Consider the following 22201-nt stretch of genomic DNA (forward strand, 5'->3'; position numbering starts at 1 on the left):
ATTAATTTATTCTCAGCTAAGCTGTTTAACCAAGACCTTTAATTCTAAACACATTTACTAAATTTTTAAAAACAAAGCAACATGAAAAAACTAAACAAATTCCAGGCAACTTCCGTAAATGCAGGAGGTTTAAGCTTGCAGTAAAATTAATTGGCATTCTTACCCGGGCCAGGCCGAAAACCCGCAACAGAGTAGGCACATTTTTAACAACTAAATTTTAACATCATGAAAAAATTAAACAAAACCCAAACCAGCTCTATCAACGCAGGTGGTATTAGTCTAAACTAATTTATTAGAGGGCGTTGCCGAAAACCCAGAATAGAGTAGGCTATTTTATCACTTTCTAAATTTAATCCAATGAAAAAATTAAACAAAATTCAATCTGCTTCAGTCAATGCTGGCAGTTTAAAATGGAACTAAACTAAAATTAACTTGGGTCAAACCGATAACCCAAAACAGATTTGACATTTTTAATCATTAATATTACTAACAACATGAAAAAACTAAACAAATTCCAGGCAACTTCCGTAAATGCGGGCGGAATTAAGTTACAATAACACAATCCGCAGAACTCCCGGGGTAACGCCGAAAACCCGCAACAGAGTAGGCACTTTTTAACAACTAAATTTTAACAACATGAAAAAATTAAACAAATTCCAAACTGCTTCAGTCAATGCTGGCGGTTTTAGGTGCAACTAAACTTAGAATTTTCGTTTGGCAGTGCCAACAAAGCTCTACTGATAAAGAATTGTCTAATCATTAAAATTACTAACCACATGAAAAAACTAAACAAAATCCAGGCAAGCTCCGTAAATGCGGGGGGCCTAAGAACAAACTAATAAATAGTTATATACCGAGCAAAGTCTAAAATCTTAAAATTAAACAGGGATTTATTAAATCAACTCAATTAAACAACATGAAAAAATTAAACAAATTCCAAACTGCTTCAGTCAATGCGGGAGGTTTTAGGTACAACTAAACTTAGAATTTTCGTTTGGCCAAGCCAACAATTCTCAACAGAGTACGTATTGTCTAATCATTAAAATTACTAACCACATGAAAAAACTAAACAAAATCCAGACAGCTTGCATAAATGCAGGAGGCCTAAAAATAAACTAATGAATAGTCATATCCCGAGCAAAGTCTAAAATCTTAAAATTAAACAGGGATTTATTAAATCAACTCAATTAAACAACATGAAAAAATTAAACAAAATCCAATCCATTTCAGTCCATGCGGGAGGAATTCAATTACAATAATGATTATGTGAACAGCCTTTGTTGAAAATTAAGGCCGTTCACTTATAAATAAGATAGTCTAACACTTATAGTCTCAGACCTGATCTTCTTTCCTCCATTCCGCAAAGGAATTAATTGTTTCGTCTAATCGAATCGCAACCAGTTCGAGTTCTGAAGGTAGTTCCTTCTGAATAAGATTCTTAAACAACAACAGAAGATTTTCACAGGTTGGCTGTTTATCCATTACTACCAGACTTTTGTAGGAAGTAGATATGCTGTTTATCAAATTTCTGTCTTCGCGATCCGATAAAACCAATGCATGGTCATACTTACTCAGAATACAGCTTTCCACAATTTTTTTCAGCAATGCAAAGTCGAAAACCATTCCGTCTTTTGGACTTTCGGGTTTATAGAGCACCGGACCCAAAATGCTGAGATAAAGCCGGTAAGTATGGCCATGAATATTTTTACAAGGTCCATCATACCCATACAGTGCATGGGCCATATCGAATACAAATCTCCTCGTCAGACGGATTTTTTCCATGCTTTAAAGCGTACCTCTTTTTCTTTGTTCTTCTTCTATGCTTTCAAACAGGGCTTTAAAATTTCCTTTTCCAAAAGATTTTGCTCCTTTCCTCTGAATGATTTCAAAAAACAATGTGGGCCTGTCTTCAATTGGTTTGGTAAATATTTGAAGCAGGTAGCCGTCTTCATCGCGATCGACCATGATGCCAAGACTTCGGAGCTCCTCGAGGTCTTCTTCGATCTTTCCAACCCGGTCTGCAACAGTTTCGTAATAGTTTCCGGGAACATATAAAAATTCCAATCCTCTTTTTCTCATTTCACTCACTGTAAACCGGATATCATCTGTTGCAACGGCGATGTGCTGACACCCGGCCCCTTTATAAAAATCGAGATACTCTTCTATTTGTGATTTTTTTAATCCCTGGGCGGGTTCGTTGATTGGAAACTTGATCCGTCCGTTTCCATTGGTCATCACCTTGCTCATCAAGGCCGTATATTTTGTAGAAATGTCTTTATCGTCAAAAGTCACGAGGTTTGCAAACCCCATAACTTCTTCGTAAAATTTTGCCCAAAGATTCATACCGCCTAATTCGACATTACCAACCATATGATCGATGTACTTGAGTCCCGTTGCGCCCGGACGGTATTCCGGATTCCACGCTTTGTAACCCGGCATAAATATCCCATGGTAATCTTTGCGCTCAATAAACAAATGCACCGTGTCACCATAGGTATGAATTCCCGATTTTACGATCTCTCCGTTCTCATCTGCAATTCTTACCGGTTCGAGAAATGGCCGGGCACCTCTGGACACTGTTTCTTCGTATGCTTTTTGCGCATCGTCGACCCATAGTGCTATATACTTAATGCCATCGCCGTGAATGCGGATATGATGGGAAATTTCACTATCCGGATCAAATGGGGTCGTCAATACCAATCTGATTTTTCCCTGACTCAGCACATAGGATGTACGATCCCTGTTTCCGGTTTCCAATCCTGAATATGCCAAGGGTTGAAATCCAAATGCCGTTTGATAATAATGTGCAGCTTGTTTTGCATTTCCAACATAGAGCTCCACAAAATCTGTCCCGTTGATCGGCAAAAAATCCTGTGCTTTTTCAAAAACTTTTTCGCCTGAATAATTATAATTCTGAACAGTTGTTAGGTCCTTCATAACATTTCAATTTAAATTTAATAATCAGTTATATGATTGCAGCGGCTCGGTTAACCAGGATTTATAATAATCTTTCACTTCGTACTGCAAAGCTGCATTTGTGATTTGAACCGGACTGAAGGGATCGATCATCACGGCCAGTTCTTTTGTTTCCTTCTTTCCAATACTGCGTTCAATAGCTCCCGGATGAGGACCATGCGGAATGCCTGCCGGATGGAGGGTAAGCTGTCCTTTTTGAATATTATTTCTGCTCATAAAGTCACCATCGACATAATACAGGATCTCGTCTGAATCGATGTTGCTGTGGTGATAGGGCGCGGGGATGGCTTCGGGATGATAATCGTATAATCGGGGAACAAAAGAACAAACCACAAATCCAGCTGCTTCAAACTGCTGGTGAATCGGCGGTGGCATATGGATCCTTCCGGTAATGGGTTCGAAATTAAAAATGGACATGCCGAAAGGATATTGATAGCCGTCCCAGCCAACCACATCAAATGGGTGATTGGCATACACAAAAGGATACATCATTGCTCTTTTCTTGATGCGCAGATGAAATTCTCCTTCGATATCATACGTTTCCAGATTTTCCGGCAATTTGAAGTCCCTTTCGCAGAATGGTGAGTGCTCCAGATATTGCCCCATCTGATTCCGATAGCGGGATGGAGTCCTGATTGGACTCTTGGACTCCAGGATCAACAACCTGTTGTCGTCATCATTAAAAATCATCTGATATATCGTTCCTCGTGGAATGATCAGATAATCGCCATACTCAAAAGAAACAGATCCATAACTCGTTTTTAAAAGTCCGGAACCTTTATGGATAAATATCATCTCGTCCGCGTCGGCGTTCTTAAAAAAATAAGAATCCATCGATTTTGCAGGCGCCGCTAAACTCAAAGCAAGTTGGTCATTCAGGAAAAGGCAGGTTCTGCTTTCCAGATAATCTTCTTTTGGCTCGAGCTGGAACCCTTGAAAACTCATGGCCTGCAGGTTATCGACCACTGCAATTTCCGGTTTGACAGACCAGGGTTTACCTATTTGTCTGACTCTTGTTGGTGGTTTAAGATGATAAACCAGAGAAGATGTCGACGAAAAGCCTTCGGTGCCAAATAATTCTTCGTGGTACAACTGCCCATCCGGCTGGCGGTAAACAGTATGTCTCTTTTGCGGAATCCTTCCCAGACGATGATAAACTGACATGGTTTTAGATTATTCCGACAAAAAAACTCAATATGAAATCTAAATGTGGTGATTGCCGTCATAAAAACTGTTGATATATATCAACATGTCTTTTGTTTACCGGAAATACAGACAAAATTTTTAATTTAGCTTTATTAATGAATAGACTTTTGTATTTCAGCCTGGCCAAAGTTTATCGCATTCAATTGGCGATTTTGATTTTGTTATTTCATGTCTCGCATTCGGCCATCGCCCAAAATGAATACCCCATCGAAGTTGATTCTTTCCTGCAGCTGGCTAAAACAACAGATAACAATGCTTTAAAAGCAAAATATTACAACGCAATTTCATTCCTTTTAATCGAATATAATCCTGTTGAAGGGATTGCATTTGCGCAAAAAGCGCTGGATATTGCAAAAACAGCCCAAAGCCCTGAGACGGTAGCCAATGCATACAACAATTTGGCCAACAATCATGCCTATTTAGCAAACTTCGATTCGTCAAGATGGTATTACCACCAGGCGCTTGTGGTATACGAGGAGACATCTAATCAGAAAGGAACTGCCGATGTCCTTGGGAATATTGGACAAATAGACTATTATATTTCTGATTTCGAGAATGCCCTGATGCACTTTTTTCGTTCGCTTGAAATTTTTGAAAAATTAGAGAACAAGGCTGGCAAAGCCAATACATACACTTCGATTGGCAATGTGTATATGGAACAAAAGCAATTTGACCAAGCGCTAAAATATGATTCCCTTTCATTGTATTATTATAAGGAAATCGGCGATATTTCAGGCGAAGCACTGGTCTACGGAAACCTGGCCAATATTTTCGAAGATATGGGTCAACGTGAGCAAGCTATTAAATGCTATGAAATGGCCATTTCAATTTATGAAAAACTTAAACAAAATTCAGGGCTTGGCAGAAATCTGTCAAATCTCTCCACCCTTTACCAAAACGTAAAGGATTATGTTAAATCGCTTGAATTATTAAACCGCGCTTTTGAATGCTTTTCAAAAATCAATTATGGTGAAGGCCTGGTCCTGACTACCGGAAATATTGGTATCAGTTATTTGCTAAGCTACAAATACAGGAATAAGCCGGATTCTGTGATATCCCTTTTGCCTGGAAATTCCACTTATCTTTTAAAACAAGCGGAGCGCTACCTCCTCAAATGCGTTGAATGGGGCCGCGAATTGAATATGCTCAATTCTGTATCATTTTTTTCAAAGGAACTTGCTTTGGTATATGAGCAACTAAATGATTTTCCAAATGCTTTTAAATTTCTATCCATCCATCATGAAACAAAAGATAGTGTATTCAGTGCAGAAAGTAAAGTAAAAATTGAAAATTTGACTACAGAACGAGAACTGGCTTTGAAAAACAAACAAATTGAAATCGACAAACTTGCGGTTGAGAAAAAAAGGAATGAACGTATTTATTTTATTTTAGGAATTTGTTTATTGTTGTTTGCTGTTCTTTTTATTTACAGGAATTACAGGAATCAAAAGCACTCCAACATAATATTATCTGATCTGAACTTGCAAATTGAAGGAAGTCATTTGGAACTTGAACAAAAAAACAAGGATTTAAAAATCACATTATCTGAATTACGGGAAACCCAAGATCAACTTATCCAATCTGAAAAACAAAAAGAAAATGCAATCTTACGTAGCAAGATATCGCAAGATATTCACGACGACATCAGCTCTGGATTAACAAAAATATCATGGCTTGCTGAATCTCTTAAAATCAAAAATAATATAAGTCTGGATCTGAATCTTGTTGAAAAAATAAATATGTTTTCAAGAGAATCCGTCACCAAACTCGGAGAAATAATATGGTCGACCAATCCCGAAAGAGATGACCTTAACAGCCTTCTGTCTTATACGCGAACCTTTCTTTACAAATATCTCGAGGATACCGGTTTTCAATACCAAATCGATTTCCCGGAACCAATTCCTCATATACAGCTCAACCCGGAACTTCGAAGAAATTTGTTTCTGGTTTTCAAAGAATGTGTTCATAATGCTGTCAAATACAGCAAAGGAAACTTAATTAAAATCGGACTGCAAATCAATAATAATACATTTGAGTTTGAAATATCGGATAACGGTACCGGGATGGGCGATGCTGAAATTAAAGGTAGTGGAAATGGATTAATAAATATGCAAAAAAGGATGGCTGCTGTGGGAGGTAATGTCCGCTTTGAATCTTCCTTTGAAAAAGGTACGCGTGTTTTTTTTAATGGAATATTTTATGTTTAAAAATAAATCGGGATCATCAATTTTCCCTTATATATAATGAAATTCAAGCACACTGGATTCCGGAACGTTTTTATTATTCTTCACATTCTTGTGGCCTGCCTGGTCTGTGCTCAAAATCCCAGACAAGTAAAAATTGATTCTTTTATCCAATTGATCGAAACCACAGACAACCCTTCCATGAAGCCACAATATCTGAATGCCATAGCACAATTGTATTTAGAATTGGATCCAAAAAAAGGAATTGAATATTCAGAACAAGCGATATCAACGGCCATTGTTCTAAAAGACTCTAATGAACTGGCCATCGCTTATTCCAATTTAGCAAGCAATTTCGGAATGGTCGCTGAACTTGATAAAAGTCTTTCCAATTTTGAAATAGCAAAATCTTATTACCAGGCTTTGGCCAATAAAAAAGGCCTCGCCGATGTTTTCAGCAACATGGGTATGATTCTTTATATGAAAGGAAATTTTGCAGATGCACTTGAAAATCTTTTTACTGCATTACCGATCTATGAAGAAATCGACAACAAATTAGGACGTTTAAATTCCTATACTGCGGTTGGTAATATTTACATGCAACTTAAAGACTACAATAAGGCTTTAGATTACGATTCTTTGGGATTAAAGCTGGCAGAAGAATTAATGAACGAAACAAGCATCGCTTTGATCAGCGGCAATATTGCAAACATTTACTCGAATTCCGGTGATACGACCCGCGCTATCAGGGGACTGCAAAAAGCTATTGCCATTTATGCAAAACAGGAAAATAAATTCGGACTTGGCAGAAACCTGTTAAACCTCGCAATTATATATCAGCAACAAAAGGATTTCAATAATTCAACGCAAATCTTTCATAAGTCTCTCGAATGCTTTCAATTGGTTAACTACTCCGAAGGCATTGGATATGCCGCCGGAAATCTTGGAAAAAGCTATTTCCTGAGTGTAAAATACTGGAATAAACCCGATAGCATAAAAAGTCTTCCACAAACAACCCGGCTTGAGGCCATTAACAATGCAGAAAAATACCTGAAAGCCGGCATACGGGTTTTTCAGGAAATACAAAATCAGGAAATATTGAATCAATTTTACAAAACAATTGCTGAATTTTACCAAACTCAAAACGACTTCAAAAATGCGCTCCATTACTTGAAATTGCATCACCTGGCTAAAGATTCCATTGCTCATAGTGAAAGTAAAATTAAAATTGAGAAACTGACTACAGAACGAGAACTGGCTTTGAAAAACAAACAAATTGAAATCGACAAGCTTGCCGTAGAGAAAAAGAGAAATGAACGGGCGTATTTTATCATTGGATTGGTTTTATTATCGATTGCGTCTATTTTTATTTACAGGAACTATAGCAATCAAAAACAGTCTAACCTGTTGCTGTCTGCGCTGAACTTACAAATACAAAGCAGCAATAAGGAGCTTGATCAAAAGAATCAACACCTGTTTCTTACCTTGAACGAATTAAAAGAAACCCAGGATCAACTCATACAGTCTGAAAAACAAAAAGAGAATGCTGTTTTGCGAAGTAAAATCTCACAAGATATTCACGATGATATCAGTTCAGGACTCACAAAGATTTCCTGGTTGGCTGAATCGCTCAAATTGAAGTCTTCCGGTATGATTCCTGAATTGTCTGTCGTCGATAAAATAAATACTTATTCGAGGGAAGCTGTCCTTAAGTTGGGTGAGATCATCTGGTCAACCAATCCTGAACGGGATAATCTCCCCAGCCTTCTTAGCTATATGCGAACTTTTATAAACCGTTTTTTGGAAGATTCTGAAATCAAATGTACCATAACGTTTCCAGATCCGATTCCCGACGTCGCTCTAAATCCTGAATTACGACGAAATCTGTTTCTGGTTTTTAAAGAAGCCACTCACAATTGCTTTAAATACAGCAAGGCCAGTGAACTGCAGGTAAACTTTTCTTTAGACGGCGATACATTTACCATGCAATTGACAGACAATGGAATCGGTTTTCAACACGGTGAGCTCCAGGGCAGCGGAAACGGCTTGCGAAATATGGAAAAAAGAATGCAAAATGTTGGTGCTTCATTTCAATTGGATTCAATTTCGGGGAAAGGAACTTCGCTGAAATTTGAAGGGAGAATATTTTCCTGATCATCGTTTGTCGTCCTGTTCAGATATCTACTTTCATGTGATGTTCAACTTTATCGCTTTTTAGCAATTTTGCTTTCCGGTTGAACCGTTCTTCTTAACTTTAACGAACTCTTCTTCAATGAACAGATTTTTTGCAATTATTAAAGGTTCTATCCCGTTTGACGAGCATCCCTTATGCTGGCAGCGATTTCAGTCCAGGTTTCCCAAACAATTTTCAACCGGCAGCTTTCATTCCGGAAGTCTGATAGAAATATGGGGGGATTTTCACAGGGCAACCGGGACTGACGGACAGGAACTTTATCTGGTTGGTGAAATTTATGAAGCTCCGGGATTCCAAGTATCTCAGGACGGTATAAATTATCAGGAATTGACTAACTTTTTACTTTCGGCCATCATCAATAAGGGTTGGAGTTCACTCGACCAGCTGAATGGGCGTTTTACGCTGATCTATATGCAGCCTGGTCAACAGGTCGTCTCTGTTCGATCAGATCACATGGGCATTCAGCAATGTTACTATCACCAGGGCCGGGATTTTTTATTACTTGGTTCAGAAATTAAATACTTTTTCAACCATCCTCTTTGCCCATCTCAAATCGATTGGGTACAATCCTTAAAAAGACCCATTCCTTTTGTGGTTCTGGATGGCGAACGGAACTACAATGCCTGGTTTAAAGGAATCGACATGTTGCAGGAAGGACATCAGATGGATTATGACAGAAAAAAACACAAACTAACAACTGTTCGTTATTGGGATCCTTATAAGTCCGTTATGAACAACTCGTGGAATTCTTCCCGCCAGATCATGGAGTCTTACATGGAGCTGCTGGATGATTCTGTGCGGATCCGGTTGGGCAATGGAACTCAGGCTTATTCTTTTCTTAGCGGAGGCCTCGATTCGTCTGTGATCTGTGCCCTGGCCAATAAATACAAAGCTCTGGATACCTTTTCCATTGTCAGTCAAACTACATTGCTGGAGGGGACATCCGATTTCTGCGACCGTCTGGCGAAAGACCTGAACTTTAACAACAAGCAGTTTCTCATTCCCTACAACAATCTTTTACTGGATGTTGCATTATGGAAAAAAAGGATCTGGCGCGCTGAATCCCCTTATGCACATACTGACAGTCTGACTAAAACATTGCTGCATTATGCCATTGGTAAGTATCATGGAGATGTACCCTATGTGTTGACCGGTACCGGCAGCGATCAGCTGAACGGAGGGCTCACCCGTTGGATCGTAAATGATCCCGAAAACGCAGAAGAAAAATGGCCGCAACTTGCTGAGGCCATTTACCGCGAAGAAATTAAAAACGCCATTCAGGAAAAACATCCCGTTCTTTTTAATTGCAAACATTATTTCAGGAAAAATTTTATCAGCTCGTTATCCGAATACCAACTCGAACCGGTTCTTTTTCACTACTATCTTAAAAGCAATGTTTACATCAACCAGTTTACCTTGCAATGGGATGAAAACAGAGCAGCTTCTCATCACAAAAGAAGTGTCCGATATCCTTTTTTAGATTACCGCTTTCTCCCTTTTATTGCCGGTATTCCCGAAGAATTTCACAAGGATTTGTTTTACGATAAAGAGATCCTGCGACACCCTGGACCTGCATATCTTCCCGATTATATTTTAAATAAACCGAAAGCGCCGGCGCTCACTGGCCCTTATGACAAACGCGCCGTAATGTACCGGTTTTTACTTGAGCAGGATAATCACAAGCTGATCGCTGAGGCACTCGAAAAAAACAGCGATATCATAGACATCGATAAACTGCTGTTGGACTTCGAAGAAATAAAATATCAAAATCAACCTGTGAAATTCGAATACCTCATGCACGTGATCAATCTGGGTTTACTGGAACTTCTTCCCGGGCAGGATGAATCTGAGCTGGACATGGAAACAGATCTCGACGCTGCAATTGAAATGATGTATCCATGGTCCGCTGCTTCCGCACAATCCTGCAAGAACAAATTAAATATTCTCGAGGAAGCCGATATGCTTGAACTTCAGCTTTCTTTTGCACCTCAATGTTCCGTGGTTCAGGATATACTCCAAAAGAAATTTTATATCGTCAAAGACGAAATTCTGATTTATGAATTAGACGAATCCCAACAAGATTGGTTTTGTTTCATAAACCATATTGACAATTTGAAATCATGCAATTCCATACTTTCAGAATTGGATATTCACTTTGAATCCATCAGAGATCATTTCTACCTCTGTATCCGCGAAAAAATTCTTCAGCTCAGCCACCAGACCTCATGAAAACAAAAAAATCATTTCCGTTTATTCAACAAACCGGTATGATGGAGTGCGGACCGGCTTGTCTGGCCATGATCTTTAAATATTATGGATATTACAACATCCAACCATTTATATCCAAACTTGCAGAAGTCAGCACCTCAGGTGTCAATCTGTACAATCTGGCAGAAGTTGCGCAGCAATTCGGATTTCAGGCGGAGGCATATGAAATGGGCTACGAGCACCTCAACCAAATCAATCTTCCCTGCATAGCCCACTATGGTGGCATTCATTTCATTGTAATTTATAAAGTAAGCGATACGGAAGTGTGGATTGCTGATCCGGCATATGGAAAAGACAAATTAAGCAAGGAAGAATTTCTCAAACAATGGAATGGCATTGTATTGACCGTAGAGCCTGGTCCGGATATTTTTAAAAACAAAGACCTCGAAGAATCGGTTCAAGACTTTTTGAAAACCAGGCAATCGCTCTATTCCAAATTTTACAAACCGGTTCTGCAAACATTGCGCGGCGTGATCTGGCAAATCCTCATCGCAACCGGTATTCTGCAGCTCCTGGGCCTGGCTTTGCCATTTTTTACACAAACCATCGTCGATTATGTTTTGGTGAACCAGAATAAAAAATTATTAATGATCATCCTTCTGGGTATGGTCTGTACTTTTCTGGTTCAGGTATTGATCATGTATGCACGAAACATCTTGCTTGTGCACCTGAGGGTTCATTTTGAATTGCATTTTTTCAGCAATTTTTTTAAACACTTCATCTCCTTGTACCAGGGGTTTTATGACCGCAACAAACGGGAAGACTTCATGGTCAGGTTTCAGGAAAACATTACCATCCGTCAACTTGTAAATCCGACAGTCATTGAAAGCGTGGTTGATCTGTTATTCGTCTTGCTTTACGTTCCCATTTTATTGCTGTATAATTTTAAACTGGGGAGCATCGCATTTATTTTTGTCCTGATTTACTTTTTACTGACGCTGATATACACCCCCGTCATTCGCAGCCTGGTATATAAAGTATTCTACAAGAATCTGGAAACTCTTGGTGAGTTTCTGGACACTCTTTTAGGAATGCAGTCCGTAAAATTGCTTGCCATTGAAAACTTCAAATTCTGGCAATGGAAAAATAAATTTAAAAGAGCATTGAACGTAGTTATGGATGCAGAACGTAAAAGTGCATTGCTCCATTCCATACAGAAATCCGTATATTTTATGAGTCAGCTTGCGGTATTCTGGATAGGCGCTTATATGACTTTTAATCAGGAAATTACCATCGGACAATATCTGGCGATGACGGCGATTTTTTTATTGATCCTGAATTCGCTGAACAACCTCTCTTTGGTGTGGTATAATTTAACCGAACTGTCCGTGAGCCTCAACAGACTGAATGATGTGCTGCTTCAGGAAACAGAAAATGCTTCGATACTTGACAAAGTCAATCAATTTGAAACCTTTCCACTGGAGATCAATAATCTTCATTTTAAATACCTGCAAAGTCAGCCGGAATACGTCTTGAATAATATTTCATTAAAAATAAAACAAGGAGAACACATTGGCATCGCCGGTAGAAATGGATCGGGCAAAACGACATTGGTCAGATTGTTGCTCAACTTATACCCGCATTACGAAGGACAGATCAAATTAGGCCAGCACGAACTCCGGCAATTGAATCCGACCGTTCTGAGAAAAAAAATATTTCTGTTCCCTCAGGAAATATACGTTTTTAACGGAAGCATTCGCGAGAACATCCAATATGGCAATCTGAATGCCAGCATGGATGAGATTATTCAGGCAGCCAAACTTGCTGATCTTCACGACTTTGTTTCTGCTCAATACCTTGGATATAATTATAAAATCGGAGATCTGGGAGCTAATCTTTCGGGTGGACAAAATTAAAAATTGGATTTGCAAGATTGTTTTTATCGGATCCCGACCTGATCATACTCGATGAAGCCAGCAGCATGCTCGACGTTGAGGCAGAAAAAAGGATTATGGATCATCTAAAACGTCATTTCAAAGATAAAACCATCATCAGTATAGCTCATCGTATGCAAACATTAAAAAATGCTGACAGGATATTGGTCATTGAAAAAGGCGAAATCGCAGAAGAAGGGCCGCATGAAGAATTAATGAAAAAAGAACAGGGCATCTATGCAAACTTTATGAAAACTTACATCGATTATTGATAAGTTATCCGGACATGGAAATCAAAGAACAAAATCAAATTGAGGGACTGGAACCACAACAATACCAGAGAATGTATTGGGAAGACGACGTCCCCGTTAAGGATCTCAGAAAAGGAATGATCCGAAAATTGTATTACTTTGCCATAGGCTTGTTTGTTATGATCCTATTGGTAGCTTCCATTGTTCGCTTTCCCGATCAGATTGAATTGCCTTTTATTTTAAAAACCAACGAGCCTGAAACCACCTATAAGTTTCCCTTTCCGGTATATGTCGATGAGGTCTATAAGCAAACGAAAGATACTGTTCAAGCCGGAAGTCCTCTTATTCGAATCAGTTCTCCGGAAATTGTCGATATGATTTATGCACTGGAAGATTCGCGTACTTCTACAGCTTTATTTGAAAGTCATCAGACACAAATGCAGGAGAAACAAAAAGAAATTTTGAAAACCAAGATCCGCCAGAATGAAATTCTAAAAATTGAATTGCTAAAACGCTGGAACACTACCCGGAAAAACTGGGAATTGCTTTCTGAAAAATTACTGCTCGACTGGAAAGATGCACAACAACGACTGCATGCTTATCAAAATCTGGTAAACGAAGGCATGAGTTCCAAATTTGATTTAAAAGATCGCGAATTGCTTGAAATAAAAGCACGCGAGGCCTTAAATTCTGGCAGAAGTCAATATCAATTGGACAGCAGCCGTGCTTTGCTAGAACTTAAAAATTTGAATCTGGATATCCATAATGCAAACTCCGAAATAGACCATCTTGAATTGGCTTCGCAAGAACAGGATCTTCAGCTAAAAAGCAAACTCCAGCTCAATCAACAAAAACTTTTGCAATCATTTGGTCCTTTTGAAATATCAGATGGAAGTATCGTGTTGAAAGCTTCACATCCGGGGATGGTGAGCTATATGTTTGAAGGTGAGAAAGAAATTAAAGAAGGAATGACCGTTTTGAAGATCAGTTCACACAATTCTACCGATTATGCTTTTATCAAATGTCCGCCGGGCATTGCCGGTAAAATTAAAATTGGGCAACAGGCCCATTTAAAAGTGGCCAGCTTTCCCTTTTACGAATGGGGAACGCTTACAGCTTCGGTATCAGAAATCAGTCAGAGTGCAGACGAAGCAGGACAATTCAATCTAAAACTGAGTATTGAAAATAATAATAAGCTGCAATCTTTGCTCATCCCGGGATTGAACGGCACAGCAGTTGTGCTCATCGATGAGAAAACCTTATTGCAATACTTTTTCAGAAATGTGAAGAAGAATTATCATCGGTTTATGGAGGGGTAGACCTGTCGCCCCGATGGGGCTGATCTCCCATTATCCTTCTGTTTCTTTTGCAACATCTTTTTGGTTGGTTATAAAGACAAATTTAAATTTTTTTGAGGTTTAATTCGGCTTCTGGTTCGCTGGCAAGATTGGCTCTTTTTTTACTTGAATCCCGGCTTACGTGGGTTTCGCTCCTACGGAGCTGGTATTTATTTTTTTGACTGCTATTGACCTGTCGCCCCGATGGGGCTGATCTCCCGGTCGCTGTTCGGATTCTTTCCGACATCTATTTGGTTGGTTATAAAAACAAAATTAAGCTTTTTTGAGGTTTGATTCAGCCTCTGGTTCGCTGGCAAGATTGTCTCTTTTTTTACTTGAATCCCGGCTTACGTGGGTTTCGCTCCTACGGAGCTGGTATTTATTTTTTTGATGACTGCTATTGACCTGTCGCCCCGATGGGGCTGATCTCCCGGTCGCTGTTCGGATTCTTTCCGACATCTATTTGGTTGGTTATAAAAACAAAATTAAGCTTTTTTGAGGTTTGATTCAGCCTCTGGTTCGCTGGCAAGATTGTCTCTTTTTTTACTTGAATCCCGGCTTACGTGGGTTTCGCTCCTACGGAGCTGGTATTTATTTTTTTGACTGCTATTGACCTGTCGCCCCGATGGGGCTGATCTCCCATTATCGTTCTGTTTCTTTTGCAACATTTTTTTGGTTGGCTATACAATATAATCAACAATCTTCTCTCTCCTCCTTAAGCTCCGTAGGAGCGACATGTCAATAGAATCAACATTCATCCCTCTCCTCTTTGAGCTCCGTAGGAGCGACACTATAGTCATCAAATATATATTCCGGCTTGAAATCAATTTCGTACACCTTCAAAAAATCAATGTATTCTTCCCTGAATGTTTTCTTTTTATGGTGAGCTTCCTGATTCAGGATATATTTTGCAATGGTTGCTATCTGGGATTGGCCAATTGTAAAGGCTCCATAGCCAGTCTGCCATTCAAATTTTCCCACTACATGTTTATTTTCATTGACCCATCTGGATGAATTGGATTTTATGTCCCGAATTAATTCAGAAAGATTGCAATCAGGTTTTATTCCAATGAGAATGTGCACATGGTCTGGCATTCCGTTAATGATCATTAATTTTTGATTCTTATTTGTAACGATGCCCGTGATGTATTGATACAATTTTTCCTTCCATTTTGTAGAAATGATATTGGTTCTGCCTTTTACTGCAAATACTACATGAACGTATAATTGTGTATAGGTATTAGCCATTTTTCTCCCTAGGTTTCGCTCCTACGGAGCTGGTATTTATTTTTTTGACTGCTATTGACCTGTCGCCCCGATGGGGCTGATCTCCCGGTCGCTGTTCTGATTTTCTCCAACATTTTTTTGGTTGGCTATAAAAACAAATTTAAATTTTTTTGAGGTTTAATTCGGCTTCTGGTTCGCTGGCAAGATTGGCTTTTTTTTTACTTGAATCCCGGCTTACGTGGGTTTCGCTCCTACGGAGCTGGTATTTATTTTTTTGATGACTGCTATTGACCTGTCGCCCCGATGGGGCTGATTTCCCGATCGCTGTTCGGATTCTTTCCGACATCTATTTGGTTGGTTATAAAAACAAAATTAAGCTTTTTTGAGGTTTGATTCAGCCTCTGGTTCGCTGGCAAGATTGGCTTTTTTATTTACTTGACTCCTGGCTTGTCTTGGTTTCGCTCCTACGGAGCTGGCATTTATTTTTTTGATGACTGCTATTGACCTGTCGCCCAGATGGGGCTGATCTCCCTTCCGATGTCCTGATTTTCTCCAACATTTTTTTGGTTGGCTATAAAAACAAATTTAAATTTTTTTGAGGTTTAATTCGGCTACTGGTTCGCTGGCAAGATTATCTCTTTTTTTTACTTGACTCCTGGCTTGTGTTGGTTTCGCTCCTACGGAGCTGGTATGTTTTTTTTGAATGCTATTGACCTGTCGCCCCGATGGGGCTGATTTCCCGGTCGATGTTCGGATTCTTTCCAACATCTTTTTGCTTGGTTATAAAGACAAATTTAAATTTTTTTGAGGTTTAATTCGGCTTCTGGTTCGCTGGCAAGATTGGCTTTTTTATTTACTTGACTCCTGGCTTGTGTTGGTTTCGCTCCTACGGAGCTGGTATATTTTTTTTGAATGCTATTGACCTGACACCCCGATGGGGCTGATCTCTCTTCCGATGTCCTGATTTTCTCCAACATTTTTTTGGTTGGCTATAAAATGTAATCAGCAATCGTCATTCTGATTTTTAAGCTCCGTAGGAGCGATATGTCAATAGAATCAACATTCAGTCCTCTCCTCTTTGAGCTCCGTAGGAGCGACACTATAGTCATCAAAGATATATTCCAGGTGTAATTTTTGTACTTTCATCAAACTAAAAAACCCCGGTTTCATCCCGGGGTTCAGTTCTTTTTCTTAGAGGTGTAATTACAAAGTATTTAAAAAATCCTTGATCTCCTGAAGCGTTTTAATTTCAAGTTCGATAACTACTTTATCATCCGCGATGATATCTTTTTCAAGGTAACCCAGGTAATATCCTTTGTTCCCTTTTCCAATCATAATATAATAGACCGGCTCGCCAACCGGCAATGGACCAAAGCAGACCTCTTCTTTGGATCCCTTGCAGCAGGGTTGAATGACTACCATGTAGTTTTTGAATACCGCAAATGCTTCCAAATTCACAACGTCACCGTTGGAGGGGCCATGCGCGATGAGACATGGAATCCCGAGCGGCTTGTCGTTTAGTTTGCTGAAGTAATCGCAATTGACCCAGCCCAATTTCTTCGGAAAACATTCCATCCCAAGAACATCGCGGCCTGTAGAGTCCGGTGTCCATTCTGCAAAAAATACATTGTTCTGCGTTTGAGGGTCTCCATCGGCTTCTATCCAGTTGATCCCATTGTTGGTTTCCTCCCCATAAAATAACTCCATTCCGGGGTTGAAATTTCCTCCAGGAACCGATAGCCTGAGCACATATCCTCGCGCTGGATCAATCGTTAATTCTTTGCCATCACAAAATGCTCGCACATTGGCCATCCCTCCAGACTCTATGATTTTATCACCTGAAGAAGTTCCTGCCAAGTGACTTACCATTTGTGTTTTGTTGCGAACCAGCTCAACTTCAATTTGAATTATTTTACCAGTGACCAGACTTCCATTTAGTAAAAAACTATTCCCCTGAAATTCAATGCCACTTCCATCCGGAAAAAAGTAGCCTCCACCCCAATCAGAAAAAATTTCAAACCGGTACGCATCGGGTTTTAAATCCTGCAATGAAACTTTGGAAATGTCACGTGAATAACTGAATGTGCTTGATTCATTGTCGGGAATAAACGTATCTTCATTCTCACAAGATACCAAACCCAAACATCCGATCAATCCCATCGACCAGATGAAAAAATACAATTTAGATGTTCTCATAATGATTTATTTTTGTTTAGATATCCTAATGACTGTTCGTTGATGTATTTTGTTTCTTCTGATTCAGAAATTTTTTCGAAAACCAACTCTCGCCTGAAAACTCTGGTATTTTTGATCGAAAGGATAAGCGTCCGCATTAAAGGGTTTTAAATAATAATGAATTCCTGGTTCTACAAACCATTTCCATTGATCGGTAATTCGACCACTTGCAGAAACGTGAAAACTGAAATAGGGTATGATTTTGCGATCAAATAACCTGATACCCCCCACATTTTCAAAAGCCATCGGCTCAGAAAATTCATTCAAAATTTTTCCCTGATGGGAACTCCACAAATTGAGACCAACACCGGGTTGCAATCCGAATTCAAGATTTTTCCATTTCCAATGGTAATTCAACATCAATGGTATGTTGAACTGATGGTGATAGTTGTGATTTTTGATCAAACGAAATCCATTGATGGTGTCTATATACAACAACTTGCCATCGCGATACACCGAAGTGATTCTGGTTTCACGGCTGTTTGATTGAAGCTGTTCGTACATCAAAAGATACTCCAGGCCCAATTTAACAGACCAATGCCCTTTGCTGAACACTCCTCTGACTCCTGCAGTCAATCCGGTCCGGACAGACTCCGTGGCTTCTCTTTTTTCCTGGTAGGCTTTTAAGTCGCCTTGCTTATCGTGCAACTGAAATGGACTGTATGCAGGCCCAGCATAAATTTCGATGCCCCAATTTGCATTCGACTTGTGAAACTGGTAACATTTTATTCCCGAATTGCCTGTGTAGAGTTCAGACGTTTCTGGTTTGGTGGTTTGTTGCTGGTAAATTAATTCAAAAGGCAAGGGTAAAACTGCTAAACCAATCATTCTTATGAATCCCTTTTCTTGAAAATATTCATCGCTTTCTAAGGATGATATCTGTGGTGCCGCCGAAGCAGTATTTTCAATAACCTTCGCCCTTATATTGTCCTGTTTTTCTGTTGTTTTACTTCCCTGGTCAGTTTTGTTAGTATGTTTTTGAAATTTAACAGCCTTTTCATTCTGGACGAGTATGGAAGAGGCATGATTCGTAAGACCGGATTGAAGAATTGATGTGTTTTGGGTTTGTGTATTCATCGCTTGCCCGGCCTGTTGAAGATCATCTGCTTTCTTTATAGATTCAATGTTTTCCTGAGCTTTGTTGCTTTGGACGGAAACATTGCTTTCTTTTGTTATGGCTGGTCCTTCTGTATATAAATCAGTAAAATACCATGCCGAAATGAGTAATGTACCTCCAAGCACGCACCACCAGAGCCATAGAAATCTTTTTTTGGATTTCTGAGGTAAATGAAGTTTTACCTGATCCCAAATAGCATCCGGAACTGCTTTTTCATGTCTTTCGGACAAGGTTTTTAAATGATCCTTCCAGTCTTGTTTCATGCCGGTAATTTTAAATTTGGGTACAAAGAGTGAATTCTTTGATATAAAAACTGTTTTGCTTTATGGAGCTGCGACCTACAGCTAACCTCTTTTATTTTCAACAGCGTTGCAATTTCTTCATAAGAGTATCCCTCGATAATCGATAAATTAAAAACGGTTCGATAACCTATGGGCATGCTTTTTAATATTTGTTCAAATGCCTGGTAGTCCAAAGAATAAAAAATATCTGGCTCCACTTGTATTTCAGGAACCAAAGTTTCCGAACCATTTAATACTTCCGGTCCGTGAGCCTGAATCTTGGACAAGCAAGTATTGACAATGATTCGACGGATCCAGGCACCCAATGGACCCGAATGTCTCCAGGATTGAAGATTTTGAAAAATTTTGATAAATCCTTCCTGCAAGGCATCCTCCGCTTCTGCGGTATGAGCTATATATCTATGGCATAGCCCCAACATTTTAGGTGCATATGATGAATAAAGCTCCTTACAGGCCTTTTGATCGCCTTCCAGACACTTTCGAACCAATTCCACTTCCTGCATGCTGCAATATGACTGTATTTTAATTCCATTTGTTGCCTGGCGGGTGAATTTTTTTCGTCCCGATAAAATAAAGCTCACTATTTCATTTCTTAAGAACTATGCCATTTTATCGGGATTTTGGCCTTAATGGTAATTCGAGACCTCATTCTCCGGTTCCCGTGAGTTAAATATTGTTAGCCGATGACCATGTTTTTTTAAGCGTTATCATGTTGATGCGAAATTCCTGCCTGAACGACAAGATTTTTATAAAGCTAAATAGTTCCATTTCGGGCGGGAAGGTGCGGGGTTTTCTTTTCAGTGAGGCTCCGGCAGATCATGCGGATTACAAAGAATGGGTAGTTTCTTTTTTGACGTTTCGATGCTTGAACTGTTCAACTCTCCTATGGTCTTACGCCTGTTGTTCTCTACTTTGAACTCTGAATTTCCCACTTTCTCTCGAATTGTCAACATTACTCTTTACACTTTCTTAAGCCTTAGGCCTTCAGCCTATGGGCATGAATCTTTGCATTCTGCGTTTTCAGATTTTATCCACTTTCATGTGATCAAAAGCCAAATAGAGGCCATCTACATTTGTGACATCATTTAACAAAATAATTAAACCATGTCTTTTTTATCAAACTTCCTGACCACTTCCGTAAAAACCGAACCGCTATCATTTTTGAAGAATTGTTTTCACCAAAAGGGATTAAAAAAATCTGATTATGCACAACTCGAAAAGATATTGCTTGAATTGAATTCAAATGCAATGCCTTCCGAAACAATGGATTCTATACGATCGCTTTTCAATGAAAAATTTCTATCCAACACCATCCAGGGATTTGCCATACGCAAACCCTTTGGATATTCCGGTGATTTTAAAATCATCGATATGATTTATACAGAACATAAATCGGAACTTCCTGAATATTATGGATGGGATGATTTTTTTCATACGCAGCCTGCACCCATTGCCGTGAGAAACCGAAAAACGTATTTCAAAAACCTGATGGCTGATAAATTAAAGAATGGTCCCGTCCGCCTTTTAAATGTGGCCAGTGGTCCTGCACGCGATCTTTGCGAAGTGTATATGAATTGTGCTGATCCCGCGATGCTCCAAACCGATTGCGTCGAGTTGGATCCCCATGCCATCGAATTTGCAGAAAAACTTTGTTCGAAATACAATCGTCAAATTCGCTTTCACAATAAAAATATACTTCGGTTTTCATCTGAAGAAAAATTTGACATCGTCTGGTCCGCCGGTTTGTTTGATTATTTCGAGGACAGAATCTTTATCCTTGCACTTAAAAAATTTCGCAACTTCCTCAAACCCGGTGGCGAAATTGTCATCGGCAATTTCAGCCAGAATAATCCAAGCAAAGCGTATATGGAATTGTTTGGCGATTGGTTTTTGATCCACCGGAGTCCGGAGCAATTGTTGTCCCTTGCGATGAATGCCGGATTTAAAGAAGAACAGATCAGCATCAAAAAAGAACCCCTGGGTGTAAATCTTTTTATGCACATTCAATGCTAAGCTGTATCATTAACATGTTGTACTGTGAGCCTGATCCCTCAGTTTATCTACTTTTATGTGATGCACTTTCATTTTGAGCTGCAGTAATTTTGTGGTACTTTATTTATTTATCCACCTTTTAAAATTATATTTATGAAAAAACTTACCAGGGTTCAACTCGCATCCATTGCGGCTGGAGGTCCTTATCTCCAATAATCTGATTGTGATCTCAATTTATAAAAAATCGGTAATGAAAAAATTAAGCCACAAGCAAATCGCCTCCATACTGGCCGGAGGACCAAATTTAAATTAGTCAGAATAAAAATACTAATTTGTAATTTTACGAAAAGCTGGTAATATGCAAAAGATCCGAATTGCCCTTGTAGAAGACGATCCAGACATCCGGTCCTCGATGGTCGAACTTATTTCTCTGGCGGATGATCTCATCTGCAATAAACAGTTTGAGCGTGCCGAGGATTTTTCAAAAGCATTTCCGGACATGATGGTCGATGTCGTGCTGATGGATATTACACTCCCGGGGATGTCGGGCATCCAATGCGTCAGGGAATGCAAACCCAAGCGTCCGGACATTCAGTTTCTGATGTGTACTTCCCACAACGATGCCGAACGAACTTTTGATTCGCTGTGTGCAGGCGCAACCGGCTACATCCTCAAAAATTCCAGTCCGGAACAGGTCTTCCAGGCCATACGCGATATTTATAATGGAGGCTCTCCCATGTCTTCCGAAATTGCACGAATGGTCGTAAGCTCCTTTCCCAACAAAAAGACCGACCACGTGCTGCTCGATAGTTTCACTACGAGAGAACAAGAAATCCTCCATGCGCTCGCCAAAGGTCTTTCCTACAAAGAAATTGCAGATCAGCTCTTCATCAGCATCGAAACCGTACGCACTTACCTCCGTAAAATCTACGAAAAGCTGCAGGTGCATTCGAAGGTTGAGGCCTTGAATAAAGTATTTCCTAAGTAGAGCGCTTTTAAGTCCACTTATTCAATCCAATCAGTTTCCAACCCAATGGCT

The 22201-nt window shown here is 39.5% G+C and carries 16 protein-coding genes; 8 read left to right on the top strand and 8 right to left on the bottom strand.

The features are described 5' to 3' along the window. Window positions 1-1332 precede the first annotated feature (1332 nt). The 3 genes from IPM34_01265 to IPM34_01275 are packed head-to-tail and all read right to left on the bottom strand — an operon-like array spanning window position 1333 to window position 4140. On the bottom strand, window positions 1333-1782 hold the full coding sequence (locus IPM34_01265; protein ID MBK8954173.1) for a 6-carboxytetrahydropterin synthase: 450 nt from the start codon (window positions 1780-1782) through the stop codon (window positions 1333-1335). A gap of 3 nt (window positions 1783-1785) precedes the next feature. Beyond that, complete coding sequence (gene hppD, locus IPM34_01270; protein ID MBK8954174.1) at window positions 1786-2937, bottom strand: 4-hydroxyphenylpyruvate dioxygenase; 1152 nt, start codon at window positions 2935-2937, stop codon at window positions 1786-1788. Between the two features lie 24 nt (window positions 2938-2961). Next, on the bottom strand, window positions 2962-4140 hold the full coding sequence (locus tag IPM34_01275; GenBank protein MBK8954175.1) for a homogentisate 1,2-dioxygenase: 1179 nt from the start codon (window positions 4138-4140) through the stop codon (window positions 2962-2964). A gap of 137 nt (window positions 4141-4277) precedes the next feature. Between IPM34_01275 and IPM34_01280 the strand changes: the two genes are divergently transcribed. From IPM34_01280 to IPM34_01305, 6 genes are all read left to right on the top strand, one after another. Beyond that, window positions 4278-6389: a tetratricopeptide repeat protein gene (locus IPM34_01280; protein MBK8954176.1), complete on the top strand. Its 2112-nt coding sequence runs from the start codon at window positions 4278-4280 to the stop codon at window positions 6387-6389. Window positions 6390-6425: 36 nt separating this feature from the next. Next, on the top strand, window positions 6426-8519 hold the full coding sequence (locus IPM34_01285; protein ID MBK8954177.1) for a tetratricopeptide repeat protein: 2094 nt from the start codon (window positions 6426-6428) through the stop codon (window positions 8517-8519). 118 nt (window positions 8520-8637) lie between these two features. Beyond that, window positions 8638-10788 (top strand): hypothetical protein, encoded by a 2151-nt coding sequence (locus IPM34_01290; protein ID MBK8954178.1) that lies wholly within the window; start codon window positions 8638-8640, stop codon window positions 10786-10788. Further along, the gene (locus IPM34_01295; GenBank protein MBK8954179.1) at window positions 10785-12683 is read left to right on the top strand and encodes a peptidase domain-containing ABC transporter; all 1899 of its coding nucleotides are present in this window, start codon (window positions 10785-10787) and stop codon (window positions 12681-12683) included. The genes IPM34_01290 and IPM34_01295 overlap by 4 nt, the downstream gene beginning before the upstream one ends. 17 nt (window positions 12684-12700) lie before the next feature. Next, a complete protein-coding gene (locus tag IPM34_01300; GenBank protein ID MBK8954180.1) occupies window positions 12701-12973 on the top strand; it encodes a hypothetical protein in 273 nt (90 codons plus the stop codon). A 14-nt stretch (window positions 12974-12987) separates the two neighbouring features. Next, window positions 12988-14271: an HlyD family efflux transporter periplasmic adaptor subunit gene (locus tag IPM34_01305; GenBank protein MBK8954181.1), complete on the top strand. Its 1284-nt coding sequence runs from the start codon at window positions 12988-12990 to the stop codon at window positions 14269-14271. A gap of 765 nt (window positions 14272-15036) precedes the next feature. Here the strand turns inward: IPM34_01305 and tnpA are convergent. The 5 genes from tnpA to IPM34_01330 all read right to left on the bottom strand — a co-directional run bounded on the left by tnpA (window position 15037) and on the right by IPM34_01330 (window position 19751). After that, window positions 15037-15537 (bottom strand): IS200/IS605 family transposase, encoded by a 501-nt coding sequence (tnpA, locus tag IPM34_01310; protein MBK8954182.1) that lies wholly within the window; start codon window positions 15535-15537, stop codon window positions 15037-15039. 773 nt (window positions 15538-16310) lie between these two features. Beyond that, window positions 16311-16493: a hypothetical protein gene (locus tag IPM34_01315; protein ID MBK8954183.1), complete on the bottom strand. Its 183-nt coding sequence runs from the start codon at window positions 16491-16493 to the stop codon at window positions 16311-16313. 226 nt (window positions 16494-16719) lie between these two features. Beyond that, window positions 16720-17712 (bottom strand): hypothetical protein, encoded by a 993-nt coding sequence (locus tag IPM34_01320; GenBank protein MBK8954184.1) that lies wholly within the window; start codon window positions 17710-17712, stop codon window positions 16720-16722. A 63-nt stretch (window positions 17713-17775) separates the two neighbouring features. Next, complete coding sequence (locus IPM34_01325) at window positions 17776-19131, bottom strand: hypothetical protein (GenBank protein MBK8954185.1); 1356 nt, start codon at window positions 19129-19131, stop codon at window positions 17776-17778. After that, a complete protein-coding gene (locus tag IPM34_01330) occupies window positions 19128-19751 on the bottom strand; it encodes an RNA polymerase sigma factor (GenBank protein ID MBK8954186.1) in 624 nt (207 codons plus the stop codon). Before IPM34_01330 ends, IPM34_01325 begins: the two co-directional genes overlap by 4 nt. A 523-nt stretch (window positions 19752-20274) precedes the next feature. On the opposite strand from IPM34_01330, the gene IPM34_01335 reads away from it, so the two are divergent. Continuing rightward, a complete protein-coding gene (locus IPM34_01335) occupies window positions 20275-21183 on the top strand; it encodes a class I SAM-dependent methyltransferase (GenBank protein ID MBK8954187.1) in 909 nt (302 codons plus the stop codon). Window positions 21184-21520: 337 nt separating this feature from the next. Then, entirely contained in the window at window positions 21521-22150 is a 630-nt protein-coding gene (locus IPM34_01340) for a response regulator transcription factor (GenBank protein ID MBK8954188.1), read from the top strand. The last annotated feature ends 51 nt before the right edge of the window (window positions 22151-22201 follow it).

Source organism: Saprospiraceae bacterium (genome assembly GCA_016716185.1).
GTDB lineage: Bacteria > Bacteroidota > Bacteroidia > Chitinophagales > Saprospiraceae > Vicinibacter.

What these genes read in the sequence shown, in the direction of transcription:
- hppD (MBK8954174.1), bottom strand. Translation starts at nt 2,937, where the DNA reads ATGAAGGACCTAACAACTGTTCAGAATTATAATTATTCAGGCGAAAAA.
- IPM34_01335 (MBK8954187.1), top strand. Translation starts at nt 20,275, where the DNA reads ATGTCTTTTTTATCAAACTTCCTGACCACTTCCGTAAAAACCGAACCG.
- IPM34_01285 (MBK8954177.1), top strand. Translation starts at nt 6,426, where the DNA reads ATGAAATTCAAGCACACTGGATTCCGGAACGTTTTTATTATTCTTCAC.
- IPM34_01315 (MBK8954183.1), bottom strand. Translation starts at nt 16,493, where the DNA reads ATGTTGGAGAAAATCAGGACATCGGAAGAGAGATCAGCCCCATCGGGG.
- IPM34_01265 (MBK8954173.1), bottom strand. Translation starts at nt 1,782, where the DNA reads ATGGAAAAAATCCGTCTGACGAGGAGATTTGTATTCGATATGGCCCAT.
- IPM34_01280 (MBK8954176.1), top strand. Translation starts at nt 4,278, where the DNA reads ATGAATAGACTTTTGTATTTCAGCCTGGCCAAAGTTTATCGCATTCAA.
- IPM34_01320 (MBK8954184.1), bottom strand. Translation starts at nt 17,712, where the DNA reads ATGAGAACATCTAAATTGTATTTTTTCATCTGGTCGATGGGATTGATC.
- IPM34_01325 (MBK8954185.1), bottom strand. Translation starts at nt 19,131, where the DNA reads ATGAAACAAGACTGGAAGGATCATTTAAAAACCTTGTCCGAAAGACAT.
- IPM34_01290 (MBK8954178.1), top strand. Translation starts at nt 8,638, where the DNA reads ATGAACAGATTTTTTGCAATTATTAAAGGTTCTATCCCGTTTGACGAG.
- IPM34_01295 (MBK8954179.1), top strand. Translation starts at nt 10,785, where the DNA reads ATGAAAACAAAAAAATCATTTCCGTTTATTCAACAAACCGGTATGATG.
- IPM34_01275 (MBK8954175.1), bottom strand. Translation starts at nt 4,140, where the DNA reads ATGTCAGTTTATCATCGTCTGGGAAGGATTCCGCAAAAGAGACATACT.
- IPM34_01340 (MBK8954188.1), top strand. Translation starts at nt 21,521, where the DNA reads ATGCAAAAGATCCGAATTGCCCTTGTAGAAGACGATCCAGACATCCGG.
- IPM34_01305 (MBK8954181.1), top strand. Translation starts at nt 12,988, where the DNA reads ATGGAAATCAAAGAACAAAATCAAATTGAGGGACTGGAACCACAACAA.
- tnpA (MBK8954182.1), bottom strand. Translation starts at nt 15,537, where the DNA reads ATGGCTAATACCTATACACAATTATACGTTCATGTAGTATTTGCAGTA.